We start from the raw sequence: 17,496 nt of genomic DNA, 5'->3' as shown, positions 1-17,496 counted from the left end.
TCTTACATAAAATTTATATTCTTTTATTTCTGCTGTATATTACATAAACATGAATTATATTTTCATCATCACTTATTCCACATCCAAGTTTTATCTGTACTTCAAGTTTAACATGTGATTTTATTTCAGATGCAATTTTATTAATAACTTGTATTGATATATCTTTACCGCAAGATATGTAAAGTAAAATATTCTCTGCGTCAAAAACTTCAGTATTAAATATTTCATCTTTTAAAATATGTTGAATTTTATGATTCAACTCTGTTAACATAAACGATGAAGCCATAAAGTGCAAACCTACTTTCCCGCAAATCATATCTTTAACATCATATTCATCAAGAAATATAATTGGCTTATCCTCATTTATAATTTCTAAAATTGCTGATACAATTTTCATATCTAATTCACTTAAATCATGTATTTTCAATGTATCAATCAAGGAATTTCGTTCTTCCAATAACTTTGTTAATTCCGAAATGCACAATTTCACACCTCCGTTTACTCTTTCATAAAATGCCAATATAACTTTTTCCTATATTGTAATTTTCTAGATTTTCTAATACCTAAGCTTTTTTTGAAACAAGACAATTTAATTAAATATCTGGCACTTAAAATAATTTCTTTAGAAATCCCCCCAAAGTACTGATTTTCCCTCTAAAAGCTTCCACCCTTTTATAGTTGTATCATATTCTATCCACTCTCCTGCTGCCCGCAGTGCCTCAATGTATCTCTGTATTGTTCGTTCAGATCTTTCACAGCGTTTCGCTAATTGTTTCGTAGTTATGCCAGGCTTTTTTCTTATTTCACTTAAAATTAAGATTCCATATGATAATTTACTACTAAAATCATCTGCTTTTTTAGTTTTTTGATACGCAGAAAGAATTATATACTTTAGTTCAGAAACTACATCTTCAAATTTCTCATATAATTTTATCTTACCTTTTAATTTCTTCGGTAATTCAACTTGATTTGTAAAAATAATTGTTTCTGAAAAAACATCAATTTCTCCAAAATAATCAAGAATCATATTAATTTCATCAGTCTGTAATAAAGTTGGATCAATTATCAGAGCAAATGCTGGCAAAGCTATAAGATCTTCGGCACATACTGCTTCTTGTATTTCATAATCTTTTAATTTGATTTCATTTTTTATGATATTCATCTCATCTTTTTTCAGATATGCCAGCAATATACTTTGCATTACAATCACCACCTAAAATATTTTATAACACGTTATCTTAATATTCCATACATGATTCCTACCTTACAGCAACGCTGTTTCAATCATAGAAACCATTATAACATGCCACAAACTGCCAAACATGTTTCAATGGTTTCATCCTTACAGCAACGCTGTTTCAATCATAGAAACCATTATAACATGCCACAAGTTATCCAAACATGTTTCAATAATTCCTACCTTACAGCAACGCTGTCTCAATCATAGAAACCATTATAACATGCCACAAGTTATCCAAACATGTTTCAATAATTCCTACCTTACAGCAACGCTGTCTCAATCACAGGAATTATTATAACACTCACCCGCGACAACAGTATGGAAGACATTTATGCATTAATAATCATAAGTATAGCAGACACCCCTTTTCTCGCTCCTTCAGATGTCTTAAAGCTTATTGATATTCTATCAGCATTCTTTTTATAAGAATACTCTCTTAATACTTTTTCTACTGCAGTTTTAATATATCTGGGCTTATTTTTCTAGAAAAGAACAAGTTATCCGATATTAAATAAGATAAAGCTAATTATCTTATTTAATTATATAAAGCTTCCTTATCTATTTTTCTTTATTAAAATCTAAAAACAATTCATCTTTTAAAAGATGTTTTTCAAATTTATTTGGATTCTTAAGAATGTAAGAAACAATTATTGCAGTTAAAGGTATAACTAAAATACAAGCTATGCAGCTGATAATAATATTTATAAATTCCTGGCAAAATGCTTTTGAATTAATTAAATCTAATATGGAATATTTATAAATCTTTAATAACGCAAACATGGATAAGGACTCTCCAAGACATGCAAAAAATAAAGTATTCACTGATGCTCCCAAAATATCGCTGCCGATATTAATACCTGATTTAAACAATTCCATTAAGTTTAAACATCTATTGTTTTTATACACTTCATAAACAGCAGATGCAATTGCTATTGACGCATCTATTGCAGCTCCAATCAGTCCTGTAATAATCATTGCAACAGCTATTTTAGACATATTAATATTAATATCATGAGAAAGCATATCTATTTCATCTTCGTATCGAATTATCTCATCAATACCTCCAAGATGAGCCTCATATCCCACATAATATGATAGAGAAAATAAAACCAATAAAACTACAACAACAGAAAAAAATGATGCAATAGTTTTAGAATTTTTACCATTTTGATAAAATAAAGTAATATAGCATATTATCAAGCTGCTGATAAATGTAACAATCACCGGATCCCAACCATAAGTCATCAGCAATATTGAAAGGGAAAGAACGGCAATATTAAAAAAAAGTGATTTGAAAGTTATTATTCCGCGATTTCCACCAACTATATAAAGCAGTATAACTAAAACCACAGCTAATGCTTTTATCATATGAGCCTCCTCAACTTTTTAAATATAACAATTGAAGTAAACAAAGAAATTGGTATAGCCAGCAGAACTCCTATACTTCCTATCATAAACCCATATATTTCCATTGGTATTTGAGTCACAATTGTACTTATTTTTATATTGTTCTTCATTTTTAATATAATTAATGGAATTATTCCGCAAATATAAGTAAAAAGCAAAATGTTAATCATCGTTCCCATAATGTCATAACCCACTTCATAGCCTGACTTTATTAAAGTTTTTATGGATATCTCTTTGTTTATATTAACTAATTCGTTAATTGCCGATGCTTCGGTTATTGCTACATCCATTATAGCTCCCATTCCTCCTATTAATATTTGTGATAGAAAAAGACCCGACAAAGAATTTTGACCTGTATTATACTCCATATAGGTATAGTCTACCCCTTGTGTATAAATCATAAAAATTTTGAATATTATCATTGTAATAAATAACGAAATCAATGTGGAAAGTATGGCAACGAAAGTTTTCTTTTTTAATCCGCTTATGAAAATTAAAGAAAAAAAAGTAAAGAAAAGTACAAGACATATACTAATTATTAAAATATTATAGCCTTTATGATTTAAAGCTAAAGCATACCATAATACACATATATTTACAAAAAGAGAAATAAAAATAAAGAATCCTTTTTTGTTTGTCACAACAAAAAGTAAAAAAATAAATAAAGCTAATACAATAGCCATATATTTATCTCTTTTTAAATTCAAAATAGATCCTGAAATTCCATTATCATTAGCATTAATTTTAATAAAAACCTCATCTCCAGGCTTATACTTATCATCAAGGACACCTGACAATGAATACTCGTTTTTCAAAGATGCACTTTGTCCCTTAAAGTCACCATTCATTATGATTCCTGATATTTCCTGGTCATAATATTTTTCTTCCGTACCACTTTGAACATTACTTAATGAACTTTCTACTCTTTTAATTTTAACGATAGTAGTATCATACCACTCATAATTATTGAATATAATTATTACTCCTATTATCAAAACAATCATCACTACTAAGTTCAGTATGATATATTTTTTCTCTATCTTTTTTATACAATTACATATGATATTTACTGCATCAAATTTTGCCAACATATATTTGCTTCCTTATTTAATATATTTTCTAGCTGTACATTACGATTTTTATCCTAACAATTACTCTTTTATACCAAATTATACCATGTATATACTTTAATATCATCTATTTCATAAGTTTTAATCTCTTAAACACCTTTTTCTTACCACAATAAATAAAAGAGTAAAATTACTAAATCAAAATATCCATTGCATAATTTACATATTTAATCAATTTAATAATTAAAAGTCTATCAATTATTAAGGTTCTTTTATTTCACTCAATATATTAATGAGAAATTTTCATAATAAAATACCAAGAGACTTTTAGGTAGGTTAAACTCTTTCGTTTACCGATAAGTCATGTAACATTTTTAAGCTACCATATTATAATATTGTTAACAAGGTATTTTGCACAAGCGGTCGAAAATCTGCACAAGCGGTAACACTCTTTCAATTTTTGGTAAACTCAGTGCAAAGTTTACCATATTAAAAAAGACAGTATCAGTACTTGAATAAAAAACTGACCTCCTAAAAGTTAGATTTTTAGGTCTAACTTTTAGGGGTCACATCATAAATCAAGTTACGAACACTGTCTTTTACTATAATATAGTCTTATATTAATTTTGATAGAGCTTCAATATTTTGCTGATATAGAAAGTTATAAAAATACTTATTTCTTTTGAACCAATTCTGCAAAGCGCTTAAGCACTGCACTAACCTCAGCTCTGGTAGCTGTACCCTTCGGATCAAACTTGTTGCCGTCCTTTCCTGCTAGTACACCTGCAATCTGCATCTGCTTTACTGCTTCTTTAGCATAGCTTGATATTTCTCCATTATCTGTAAAAGTATTTTCTTTATTTACCTGCGGTAATTCAAAGCCTATGGATTTTGCATAGCTTACCATAATAACTGCCATCTGTTCACGGGTTATACTTTGGTCTGGCGCAAATCCTGTTCCAGAGACACCATTGGCAATGCCTTTTTCACCCGCCCACTGAATATATGGCATATAATAAGCATTTGCTTTTACATCAGTAAAGTTGCTATTGGTATAGCTGCTCACATCAGCGTTAGCAAGTCTGCCAAGTACTGTAACAAACATACCTCTTGTCATAGACATATTTGGTGAAAAGTTACCGTTCCCTGTACCACTAAACAATCCTTTTTCTGTTACAAACTCAATGTCGTCCTTTGCCCAATGATTAGCTATATCGCTAAATGAAATTTTACCTTGTGTTATTGTATCGGTATTCTTTGTACTTGTATCTGTTGAAGTGTTGCCTTTATGGGAACCAGATGATGAATTCTTACCCGAGCTACTATTTCCTCCGGAGTTGTGCTTTATAACCGTCAGCTTACCTTTCCCAATTTGAATATTATAGTTTTTTTCAATATCACCGCTTAGTTGAAATGTAGGTGCTGTGGTAAATACAATATCAAAGGTACCTGTCTTTACAGCAGGAAGCTTTGTACCATTCTCCTGTGCTTCCATCGCAATCCTTTCCCCATTGGTTGCGGAAATTATTTCCCCTGAAATACCTGTTTCCACGCTCCAAGAATATTGAGGAAAGGATGCATTGGATTTGATGCTTACATCATTTGGCTTAGCAACTATTTGCTTCTTCTTAATTTCAAAGTCGATAGTAGTTGTGCCCCCATAGGTATTTGTGCTTTCTCCACTTACTGTAAGGATCAGGTTGTATTTTCCTGCATTGATTGGCGCAGTTTCGCTTTCCGTGTAGCTTGTATCGTCTCGGCCCGCATATTTTGCTGTATAGGTAATGCCCGATACGGGTTTTTCACCATTCTTAAAAGTCGGTGTACCTGTATAAGCACACTCTTTTCCGTTATACGTTCCCCCCGTAAACTCAGCTTCCATGTTCAGCGGTATCTTATCTACGGTTTTCAAACTCAAATCAGCGGTAAAAGCCTTGTAATTATCAGAGGCCACTTTAATCTGTATGGATGCTGTTTTGTCTTTTGCAGGTACCTTCGCCACCTTTATCGTTATTTTACCGTCTTGAATATCACTGTCTGCAGGATTCTGTGCCAAAACATTGTCTGTATTGCTGACTGCTTCTACGGTGTAGGCAATCTCTCCAAAACGCTTGCTCTCAGAAAGATCAGGAAGCAGCTTACTTAAATCAAAGGTATACTCTTTTGCCAGGTCTTTTACCACTTGCAGCTCTTGATCCACACCCGCAGCCGTTGCCTGTGTAATTGCTACCTTCCCGCTGATCACGGCTTCATCAATGCTGAGTCTGTAGTAGTCTTTATCATCACCCTCCAAAACAATGCCGCTTGCAGTGAAAGCTTTATCTGTACCAACATTTGAATCGGTTACCGTACCCTCCGCGGTTGCTTTTACAGTATCACCGCTTTCCACCCCTGTCAAAGAGTTAAGCGCAACACCCATAAAGCTGTTTGTTCCGTCATATTCCTTGCTTGCAGAAGCATCAGAATCATTCACCACTGCTGCGGTGATTACCTTTTTATGCAATGTAACCGTTATATTTTCGCTGTAATCTGCCATATTGCTATTGCCTGTATATTTTGCGGTTATCGTATTGTCACCAATTGCAAGTCCTTTTTCTTTTGTATTATAAGTAATCGTGTAAATACCATTATTGTCCGCATTTACAGGCTCTGTGATCTGCGTGGTTCCTGCAAATAAAGCCATCTGATTGGCTGTTGGTGCGGAAAAGCTGCGCAGCTTTAAACTATTTACTGCCGGTGCAGTGCCTGTTGCCTTTGGCGTCACCTTTACGGTAATGGTATCGCCGTATGTAAAGCTGTTTGTTTCTGTGGTGCCGTTATAGGCTTTCATCCCGCCGTCAAAGGTCGTACCGGATTGTACAATTTTAAAGGATTTCTCTAGCTTATCATTCGCATCTGCTGTATTTGTAAATATTACCTTTGCAGTCCCTGCATTTATGTTATTCTCATAAGACTTCGCATAGCTGCTTGCATCAGCTATAAATTCCTTGCCCATTAGAGCTTTCGCATTAAAGGTTACCTCCGGCAAGACAGCACTGCCGGTATAGGTCTGATCCGGAATATCTTGAATATCGTCTGCTGTGAATACGTTCGTCGTTAATACTTTGGCTGTAAATACATTCGCCTTAAAGTCTCCTGACCCTGCAATCGTCCCTGTGCCATTCAGCGTACCATTCAATAATAACGTACCGTTGTTGGTAAGAGTTGCTTCATCTAAAATCGTAAGGGTTGCATCTTTTGGAACAGTAAAGGTTTTACCGCTTGGTATCTCTGCATCAATCGGCAAGACAGCACTTCCCTTTATCTGCCAGCCGGTCAGGCTTGTCATATCCGTCCAAGCATCTGGATTATAGTAATTGTCTCCTTCCTTTGTATCTCCGAAGATTGCTCCATTGTTGAAAATAATGGAGCCAGTTGCGGCTGCGTCATTGTTATCCCATACCGTCCCGATCAGTACTCCTCCGTCAATTGCAATGTTATTTACACCATTGCTAAGAATCGAGCTATGTGTACCCTGAATTAGTCCTCCTGTCATATTCAAGCTACCGTTAAGGGTGCACCAAATACCATCATCCCCAATGAAATGTCCACCTTGAATGTTTACTGTACCGCCTGTTGTGTCTAAAGCATCTTGCTTCCCCTCAAGACAAGCGTTGCCGGTAATTGTAGCTGTTCCAGCAGAAACTATTACAGCAATTCCTACTGCATATGTCACTCCACTATCTTCTGCATACAGCTTCCCGTCATTTATGAATAGCGTTCCATAGGTTCTGATAACCGGTAAAGGGAAATCATCACTTGCAACGTTTCGTATTTCTCCTTTCTCGCCGCTGTCTGTGATGGTCAAATTTGCATTAAAATTAATCAGAAATAAACCCAGTTTACTTTGATCTGTTAACGCTGCAGAAATGGTCTTTCCGTTCAAATCAAGTGTTACTGTGCCCGTTGATTGGGTTATATTGGTTGCGGAGCCTAAATCAATATCTTGAAGCACCTTTATCGTTCCTGTTCCGCTGCCAATCAAGTCAAAGGCTCCTTGAAGCGTTTCTAGGTAGGTGACGGTCCCCTGCTTTGTTACCTCTGCAACGGCACTAACAATTTTAAATGTTTTCTCTATCTTATCATTTGAATCTGCTGTATTTGTAAAGATTACCTTTGCAGTCCCTGCATTTATGTTATTCTCATAAGTTTTTGTATAGCTGGTTGCATCAACGGTAAATTCCTTACCCATTCGGACTATCGTCACTTCAGGCTCAACTGCACTTCCGGTATAGGGTTGATCTGGAATGTCCTGAATATCATCCGCTGTAAACCTAGTGGTTTTGAAGTCACCTGACCCTGCAAGGGTCCCTGTGCCATTCAGCGTGCCGTTCAATAATAACGTACCGTTGTTGGTAAGGGTTGCTCCGTCTTCAATCGTAAGAGTTGCATCTTTTGGAACCGTAAAAGTTTTAGCGCTTGGTATCTCTGCATCAATCGGCAAGACAGCACTCCCCTTTGCCTGCCAGCCGGTCAGGCTTGTCATATCTGTCCAAGAAGTTGAACTATAGTAATTATCTCCTTCCTTTGTATCTCCGAAGATTGCTCCGCTGTTGAAAAGAATGGAGCCAGTTGCGGCTTCGTCATTATTGTCAAATGCCGTCCCGATCAGTATTCCTCCGTCAATTGTAATGTTATTTTTACCATTGCAAGCAATCGAACGATCTTTACCTTGAATCAAGCCTCCTGTCATATTTAAATTACCGTTGTTACCGCAATAAATACCATAATTACCAATTAAATCTCCCCCCTGAATATTTATTGTACCACCTGTTGTCTGTATAGCAAATTGTATCCCCTCAAGGCAAGCGTTGCCGGTCATTGTTACTGTTCCTCTATAAACTGATACAGCGGTTCCTCCTATACCATTAGTACCTTCTGCATACAACTTTCCGTCATTCATGGATAGTGTTCCAGATGTTGCGACAGCTGGTACAATTAAACCCTCACTCACATTTCTTATTTCTCCGTTTTCGCCGCTGTCTGTGATGGTCAAATTTGCATTATAGTCAATCCGAACTACGCCCAGTTTACTTTGATCCGTTAACGCTGCGGAAATGGTCTTTCCATTTAAATCAAGTGTTACTGTGCCTGTTGTTTGAGTTATATTGGTTGTAGCGCCTAAATCAATATCCTCAAGCACCTTTATCGTTCCTGTTCCGCTGCCAATCAAGTCAAAGGCTCCTTGAAGCGTGTCTGTATAGGTGACGGTCCCCTCCTTTGTTACCTCTGCAACGGCGCTGGCAGGAGGTTCTCCTGCATATGCAGCCGGCATACCCAACTGAAATATGAAACTGACAAATATAATTGCCGAAATCATCTTGTTTATAAATTTCGATTTCATTTGTTTTCTCCTTTTATTAAAAATTTAATCTTTAATTTTCCTGTTTTAAAATACTGTGTGATTAATATCCATTGCTTCTTAACAACCGTTCCGTTAAGCAAGCTCTATTTACAAAACCTAGAAATAATCTTCTATCTCTCTCTGTGCTAACTCAAAAATCTCTGTCACAGAAATCTCTGTCATTTCACCCCAGTATATCCGATTCCCATCTGTTTTAATTTGCTGAAAGAAATTTGTATCCATCAACTCTCTAAAACGAGTAGTCTGAACCTTATCCTTCAAATCCAGTATAATCGTATTTCCATTATTAAAACCAATTTCAATCCGATATTCCTCTACTGGCTTCAATCCTGTAATTTTAGGCATATAATACCCTCCCCTCTGTACTTCTTTTATTCATTTATTCGGTAAATCTAATTATATTACTTTAAAAAAATAACCCACCATACAAATTGTATGATAGGTTAAAATCCATTTCTATCACCCACTGGGTATTTTTTTAGTTGAACATTTCCTTTTTAAGGAGAATACGAGAGTTAATGCTTAACTTCGCAAACAGGTTTTTCATTTCTGCTTTTACTGTATTGGTAGAGATGTAAAGCTTCTCAGCAATTTCTCGATTGTTCAGTCCCTCCACAGCTAAAAGCCCAATCTGACGCTCTCGCGGGGTAAAACTTGGCATTTCACTGACAAAAATCTCTGCTTTAATCGCCTCAACCGACTTTCTATAGGCAGCATAACTCTGCTTTATTTTTTCAATCAAGTGCGTGTATCTGCCCTTCCCCGAAATTCTTTCCAGTACTGCCATAATATATTTTCCATTTTCCACAAAGGGAAGAATCAAATTATCTGGTGATGAAATATCAAGTGCACAGATAAGTGCTTTTTCCGCATCTGTACTGCGAAACAATCCTGCATTGGCAGCCGATTGATATATATAGGTGTAAACAAGTGCCAATAGATTCGGAAGCTCCAATGCTTGTCTTTGAAAGCACTCTGCTAAACCTAGTATCTTAGAATATTCGCCTTTCAGCAATAAGTTCTTTCCATAAATAATATTTGCATAGGCAATTGAATTAAAGATCAAGTGTTTTTCATATTCATTTTCCACAATCCATTCTGTAATCTGTTCAGGCCGCTCCAATTCTCCATATAGAAAACCTTTACAAAGATCCATAGCATATAAAAGCCAATAGGTACGGGATTCTTTAGCCTCACAACGTGCCAACACTTCAATTTCATTGATTAATTCCATTAAACGTGTACCTTGACCCCGGCATAGAGCTATTTTTGCCAATAAAAATAATCCGCATAGCTCAATATCTCCTTGCTGCTGCGCCCTGGCAAGAGAAATGCCTTCTAACGCAGCTATTTCAGCATTATTATAGTCATCCTGATAATACATAAATTCTCCCCTAAATACAGAGGCATACCCCTGTCCATGTCCTCTTGTACATTTCGCATAGCTACCGGGCACCTTGTTTACAAGAGCTATTAGATTTTCTAAATTGCCTGATTCACGATAATACAGGTAAAGAATTGACGGAGCACCAAAGGTAAATGTATTTTTCATATGGATAAATCTAGGGGGTTCCCGAAGCAGTGCAAATGCCTTTTCATGGTGCTGTCTCATTTTAATAAGATTGTTATATGCGTTATAGGATAAAATCAGCTGGTATTCTCCCAAAAGCTGGTCACGTTCATCATCAGTAATTCTAAAATTTGCCTGAATATCAATCTCAAAGTCTTGACAACCCCGTGCAAACCGTTCCGGTTCACGAAAGCGTGTAGTCATGTCCATACAAAAAGACAAAATCGACAACGGGTATTTTATTTTTACCTCCATAGGACATGCTTCATAGCAGCACAATAACAGCTCTTTATGCTCATTTCGTAAATCTCTGGGGTTATCTGTTCCCAGCATTTCCATTACGCCATCAAAATATCCAGCATAATAAAAGCATTCCATGGCAGAAATCAGCTGTCCCTCTTCTATCATAGCATCCCCTGTATTTCTCCACATTTTTTTTTGTATTCCCATCGGGAGTTTTTCAAATTCTTCTCTCAAGCACAGCCGGAAAATATTATGGAACGAATATCTTCCAAGAATATCCTCCCGGGTAATAAAAACATTTGAATATAACAATTGCTTAAGTAATTCCTCTGTGTTTTCCTTCTTCCATAAGGATTGCGCCTGTTTAAGGCTAAACACATCAAATTGGCATATTGCCAAAAGAAAATCCTTCATTTCATTGTTTAATGGCTCATATATGGTTTGATATACCAACTCAGAAACACTTGAGGTAAACACAAAATTTCCATGCATCCTGTAATCCATCATAAATAGATATAGCGCCGATATCCATCCCTCGCTGAAACGATACAGCTGCTGCAGCTGCTGATCCTCCAGTTTAATCCCCTGTATATAATAGTAGTGTTTTATATCCTCCTTAGAAAGAGTTAAATCCTTAGAGCCTATTACACTTAAATATCCTTTCAGTTGCAGTTCCCTTGCCCCCGGTAATGCATTTCTAGTGATAATAATCAGATGCAAATTTTGAGGCATATGTGAAATAAGTATGGATAGAAACTCATCCGCAATTTTAGATTTTACAAAGTGATAATCATCAATAATAAGGAAAGTCTTTTTCACTATATGCAGAGACTCAAGCACCGACATGAATTCACGTTTCATAAATCTTCCTTCAAACATTCCAATCTCAGAAAGTGTCCGTGCGCATTCTCCATCAATTTCACCAACTGCTTGATAAAATCCAGCCCAAAAATCACTTTCTGTCTTATCGTAAATTTTTTGCCATACTATATCTGCATCATTAATTCGATTCATCGCTTCAGATATGAATGTGGTCTTACCATAGCCCATAGGTGCTATTACAAGCGTGCAGGGATAATCAATTAGCTGCTTCATCCTTTGATTTAGCTTTTTGCTAAAATAAATTATATGTTTTGTTTCATTTTTTTCCCCTTGCATTAATCACACCTCTCATCCATTAATCTTCTATCATTCTATCCTATACAGTATTTTTACCTGACTTATAATTGTAAAATAATATAAGCGTTATAATATATATCTACGGGCTGATAAATATGTATCATCATCGTTCACCAGTAAATAAAAACGAGTCATCAGAATTCCAACTCATTCTGACGACTCTATGATTCCTGACACTTTATTACCCCTGTCATTACAGAAGAAAGATAATAAACTAGTTTTGCCATTTATTCTTCCCACATTTTCGATTACAACTTTTTAAATTTCATCATGTGATACGAGTAGAAAACATTATTTATTATATTAAATTAATATCTTACAATTTAATTTAAATATATATACTGAAATAAGAACGCTTATTACATTTTTCTGTTACAGAATAACATAAAAATATTGATAAATCAATATTTTCTCTGTACATGCAAAAGTTTCTAAAAGTATTTTTCCTATAATTTTTGAGCTCTCACTTCAATAACTAAACTTATGCTAATTGTCTTTTAATAAGATCAGCGAAAATCCCTTTTTTATTCATAAGTTCTTCATAAGTCCCACTCTCAACAATCTTTCCCTGATCCATAACAATAATCTTATTGCAGTTAATGATAGTACTAAGACGATGTGCGATCACTATTCGTGTAGCCTTAAGAGAATCAAGGCTTTTACTGACTATATCCTGAGTACGGTTATCTAATGCGCTGGTAGCTTCATCAAAGAAAATTATTTTAGGTTTATTAATGATAGCCCGGGCAATCATTAAACGTTGTTTTTGACCTCCTGATATTGTACCTGCCCCTTCACTTATAACTGTATGCATACCCATAGGCATTTCTTTGATATCTTCATCAACACCAGCCATCTTGGCAGCTTCCCAGGCATCATCCATTGTCAAGTAAGGATTTGCCCCCACAATATTACTGAATATATTTCCTGACATAAGCTGCCCATTTTGAAGCACCACACCTAGCTGTTTGCGTACGGCACGTACATCCACTTTATATAAATCCTGTCCATTGTAATAAACCTTTCCTGTTTCCGGTTTTTCAAACCCTAACAGAACTCTGAGCAAAGTTGACTTACCACATCCTGACGTACCAACTAAAGCAACATAATCCCCCTCGTTAATTTGAAAAGAAATATCCTTCAGTATTAAAGGACCTTCTTCTTTATAGCGAAAAGAAATGTGACTGACTTCAATAGAACCTGTCAAAGGTTTCGGATTTATTTTAGTATCATCATATTCAGGTAAAGTTTCCAAAATAGGCTTCATCCCTTGATAGAGTGGAATAACAATATTTGCGCAAATTAAAGCTTCTGATAAAGAAGCCATGGAAAACATAAAATTAACAAAGGCTGCATTAAAAGCAATAAACTTCCCTGGAGACAAATCACCTGTTAACCCTGTCATTTTATAAAAAATAACCATACTTGATAAAATAGGGAAAAATGCATTAAATGTCGCCAGCCAGTTTGCCAGAGTCTCTTTCCTAATGGTCAATCTCCATTGCTCACCGAACTCTTTTGACCATCTATGAAAAGCTCTTCGTTCCACTCCTGCTACCCGAAACTTATTGATTCCTCCTATCAACTGCAGTATCATGCCTGAAATGTTATTGGAAATTTCCAGTACCTTACTCTCATATCGCATCTGACAGTACCCTAATAAACCCATAACAAGCATGGCTAACACTGCCAGTACCGCAGATATGAGTGCCAATTTAATATCATAGAAAAAAAGCAGCACAAATGTAAATATAGAAAAAATACCAGAAAGAATAGTATTTAAAGTAACTCCGGAAAGGATCATACGTATCCGGCTGGCACCCATAGCCCGCATGGCAAGCTCTCCTGCAGAAAATTGCTTAAAAAACGGTACAGGAAGGCTGAGTAGTCGATCCCAAATGGAAGCCTCAAGAGAGCCTTCCATTTTACCCTCCACGCGCAGGGTTGCAAGAGAACGCATAAATTGAAAAATCATAGCCGCTAACGCACTTGCTCCCAAGAAAAAAACAATTTGCAACATCTGACTTTTTTCCCCTTCAGGAATAATGCTATTAAAAACAATACCTGTTGCCAGAGGAATTGCAGTCCCTAAGATACCTCCAAGAACTCCCATCACTGCTACCATCACCAAATCCAATTTCCAACAACTTTTACGACCAAAGGATAAAAAATCCCAAAATGTGATCTTCTTATTTTCAAGTGGACGATAAAAAACAAAACCAAAATATTTGATTTTTTCTGCAGTCTCCTTATCAACCAGTTTTTTTACTCCAAGCATAGGGTCATGTAATATATATCTAGAAGGCGATTCAGGTATTAAAGCAATAGGTCTGTCATCTTCTTTCATATAACCTAGAATAGCTCCTGCATCTTGTTTATACCATCCTTCTTTTAAAGTCACTTGTCTTATTCGAATACGTGAAGCCCTGGCAATATCCTCCAAGTAATCTTCACTTTTTCTATTAGCCCTGTTTTCAGCAGGCATAGCAATCTTGATTTTCATACTCTGACCTACCAATCTACATGCATCAAACAGGTTATCTCCGCTTTGTTCCTCAAAACCGATTTTTTTGTTTTTTTGGTTAATTGATGAAAGTTTTAATATTGAATTTTCCATTAACCTTTTGTCAAATTTTACTTTTTCTTGAAGACGTTTTTTTTCAGTCAAATTTTGTTTTTCACATAAATTAATTGCTGACTGAAGAACCTGGCTGTGATAAGCTTTCATAATCAAAGGATTATTGACATAATCAAGCTCATTCAATTTCGCTTCTTTTTTAGTATCAATTTCACATGGTGTCCCATCTTCTATTTCATTGATTTTATCCAAAGTGTTAAGCCAATTGCGAACCAGTGCCATAACTTCTTCTGATGATTCTGATTCTGATAATAGTGCTTTAAGCCGATTTACTTCAAGTCGTATCAGGCTAGACCCAGCTAGCCCTGAAACCAAAAAAATCTTTTTATTCAAGGAATCTTCAGGAATAACACCAAAAAGTAAATCTCCCTGCTTTGCTTCAAACAAGAATTTTTTTACCCCTGTTATGTTATCCTGTTTTAATGTGGTTAAGAAAACTGAAACCTTTCCTTGTCCAACAATCCATACATAACTGTCATCATCTAAAATTTGAGGTTTATTACCATCAATATAAATAATACTGCCTTCTTTATTAAAATAATCAAAAATCTTCATTTACCCACCTGCTTTAATTTTAATTAACCTGTTTGAATCAGCTTTGCGTAAATTCCGGCACTGTCTTTTAATTTTTCATGAGTACCCCTTTCCACAATTTTTCCCTTCTCTATGACGATGATTTCTTCACAATCGCGAATTGTACTTAAACGATGAGCTACTATAACACATGTACAACCCCTACGCCGAATATTTTCATCCACTATTTTTTCCGTTACAGGGTCAAGCGCACTAGTAGCTTCATCCATGATAATAATTGCTGGGTTTTGCACTAAAGCTCTGGCAATCTCCAACCGTTGTCTTTGTCCACCGCTGAAGTTTTTACCATTTTCTTCTACATAACTGTCATATCCTCCCATCCTGGCAGTAATATCATCGTGAATGCATGCATCTTTAGCTGCACGAATTATTTCAATTTCTGAGATAGTCTCATCCCACAAAGTAATATTGTCACGCACCGTTCCTTGAAACATATTGATTTCTTGGTCTACCATTGCTAAAGAATTATTAATGACATATCTGTGAAGTGATGTACGGGGCTGACAATCAAAAAGTATTTCACCAGACCATGGTTTATAAATTCCAGCTATTATTTTTGCAATTGTGGATTTTCCGCTGCCTGAACCACCAACAAGTGCTACTCTGGATCCTGGACTAAGAGATAAACTAAAATCTTCTATTAGTGGTAGTTCTAAAGAGCTATATCCAAAAGTTATTTGATTAAGCTGTATATATCCCTCTAGCTTTTCTCCATTATAGGAATTTATCTCTTTCTCCTCATCCTCGGTCTCCTGATCAACGGAATATTTTAATACATCGTCCAAACGATTCATTTCCCCTTCCACTTCTTGAAGCTGCACACCTAATCCTACGATTTCTGTAACAGGAGTCATAAAACTTGTCATAAGGCTTTGAAATGCAACCAGCATACCAATAGTCATTTTCCCGTCCATGATAAAAAAACCACCCAAAGCCAGTATAATAGCGTTATTTATACCTGTCAGGAAGGTGGGAAAAACTGTCAAAAATTGAGAAGATACGCCCAATTTTTGTTCTGAATTTAATGCTTTAGCCTGATATCCTGACCACTTTGCAAAAAAATCAGATTCTGAACCTGTAGCTTTTAAAGTCTCTATAATTTGCAATCCAGACATTCCCGTGCCCAATAATTTACCTTTGTCTTTCAATAGCTTACGATTCTGATCAACTCTATTAGATGAAACAAATTTTAAATAGAAAACATTAATCAAAGCGATAACTACCCCTACTAAAGCTAATATTACATTATACTGAAGCATTAAAATAAAATAGAAAATAATCATAATAAAATTCAAAGCTGTGGTAGCTAGCTGTCCTGACAAAAGTTTCGCAACCCTGTCATTACTCTGTATCCTAGAAGTTATATCCCCTGCAAACCGCTGAGAAAAAAACTCTGTGGGCAGCCTTAAAATATGCCATAAAAACTGGCTTGAAGTTGTTAAAGCAATTCTAAATTCTAATCTTAGCAGGTAATGGCACTGAAGCCATGTTAAAAATCCTCTTAAGACCGCCGTTACTCCCATACCTAATAATAGTGGAACGATCCATGAGTCTTTTCCTCCTAATAAAATATCGTCTACAAAAATTCTTGAAAATACAGGAATAGCCAATCCAGGAATTACCAGAGCTATTCCTGCAAGGATCACATAAACCAACGCTATTTTTGAATTTTTTAGCCGTTTTCTTAAAGAAGAGATAATGTTAGGCTTTTTCCCATCTTCTTTAAACTGGTCAGTTGGCGTAAAAGACAAAACAATCCCTGTAAAAGATCGGTTAAATTCTTCTTCCGTAACAACCCTGCTGCCTGAAGCAGGGTCATTTAAAAAAACTTTTCCCTTATGAAAACCTTCTAGTACAAGAAAATGCTCAAAGTTCCAGTGAATAACCACCGGCATTTGCATCTCCTTTAAAGACTCCGGCTCCTTCCGATAACCCTCGGCATTCAATCCATACTTTCTGGCTGCTTTCAGCACATTACTGGCTTTACTGCCATCTCGAGATATTCCACAAGCTATCCTTAGTTCCTCCAGCGGTATATATTTGCCAAAATAGGCTAAAATCATAGCCAGAGAGGCTGCTCCGCATTCCACTGCTTCCATCTGAAGTACAGTTGGAACTTTAGCTCTTCGGATTTTTTTTACCATGTTGCCT

9 protein-coding genes are annotated in these 17,496 nt (G+C 35.7%); all 9 read right to left on the bottom strand.

From position 1 onward, the window contains the following. Positions 1-13: 13 nt before the first annotated feature. The 9 genes from K292_RS0105415 to K292_RS0105370 all read right to left on the bottom strand — a co-directional run bounded on the left by K292_RS0105415 (position 14) and on the right by K292_RS0105370 (position 17,489). Positions 14-520: a hypothetical protein gene (locus tag K292_RS0105415; protein ID WP_027398984.1), complete on the bottom strand. Its 507-nt coding sequence runs from the start codon at positions 518-520 to the stop codon at positions 14-16. A gap of 102 nt (positions 521-622) precedes the next feature. Continuing rightward, positions 623-1,201: an HTH domain-containing protein gene (locus K292_RS0105410; RefSeq protein ID WP_027398983.1), complete on the bottom strand. Its 579-nt coding sequence runs from the start codon at positions 1,199-1,201 to the stop codon at positions 623-625. A gap of 597 nt (positions 1,202-1,798) precedes the next feature. Further along, positions 1,799-2,608, bottom strand: coding sequence for a YibE/F family protein (locus tag K292_RS16090; RefSeq protein ID WP_051280387.1), 810 nt, complete (start codon positions 2,606-2,608; stop codon positions 1,799-1,801). Continuing rightward, a complete protein-coding gene (locus K292_RS16085) occupies positions 2,605-3,738 on the bottom strand; it encodes a YibE/F family protein (protein WP_051280385.1) in 1,134 nt (377 codons plus the stop codon). The genes K292_RS16090 and K292_RS16085 overlap by 4 nt, the downstream gene beginning before the upstream one ends. A 652-nt stretch (positions 3,739-4,390) precedes the next feature. Next, a complete protein-coding gene (locus tag K292_RS17750; protein ID WP_051280383.1) occupies positions 4,391-9,100 on the bottom strand; it encodes an S-layer homology domain-containing protein in 4,710 nt (1,569 codons plus the stop codon). A gap of 117 nt (positions 9,101-9,217) precedes the next feature. Further along, complete coding sequence (locus K292_RS0105385; RefSeq protein ID WP_027398982.1) at positions 9,218-9,466, bottom strand: DUF2442 domain-containing protein; 249 nt, start codon at positions 9,464-9,466, stop codon at positions 9,218-9,220. Between the two features lie 133 nt (positions 9,467-9,599). Beyond that, positions 9,600-12,092, bottom strand: a complete 2,493-nt coding sequence (locus K292_RS0105380; protein WP_027398981.1) for a LuxR C-terminal-related transcriptional regulator — start codon at positions 12,090-12,092, stop codon at positions 9,600-9,602. A 502-nt stretch (positions 12,093-12,594) separates the two neighbouring features. Further along, positions 12,595-15,306 carry an NHLP bacteriocin export ABC transporter permease/ATPase subunit gene (locus K292_RS0105375; protein WP_027398980.1) on the bottom strand — a complete coding sequence of 904 codons (2,712 nt, stop codon included), beginning with the start codon at positions 15,304-15,306 and terminating at the stop codon, positions 12,595-12,597. 23 nt (positions 15,307-15,329) lie between these two features. After that, entirely contained in the window at positions 15,330-17,489 is a 2,160-nt protein-coding gene (locus tag K292_RS0105370) for an NHLP family bacteriocin export ABC transporter peptidase/permease/ATPase subunit (RefSeq protein ID WP_027398979.1), read from the bottom strand. Between the last annotated feature and the right edge of the window lie 7 nt (positions 17,490-17,496).

This window comes from Anaerovorax odorimutans DSM 5092, assembly GCF_000426305.1.
Classification (GTDB): Bacteria; Bacillota; Clostridia; order Peptostreptococcales; family Anaerovoracaceae; genus Anaerovorax; species Anaerovorax odorimutans.
This window is presented reverse-complemented; position numbering and strand designations above follow the sequence as displayed.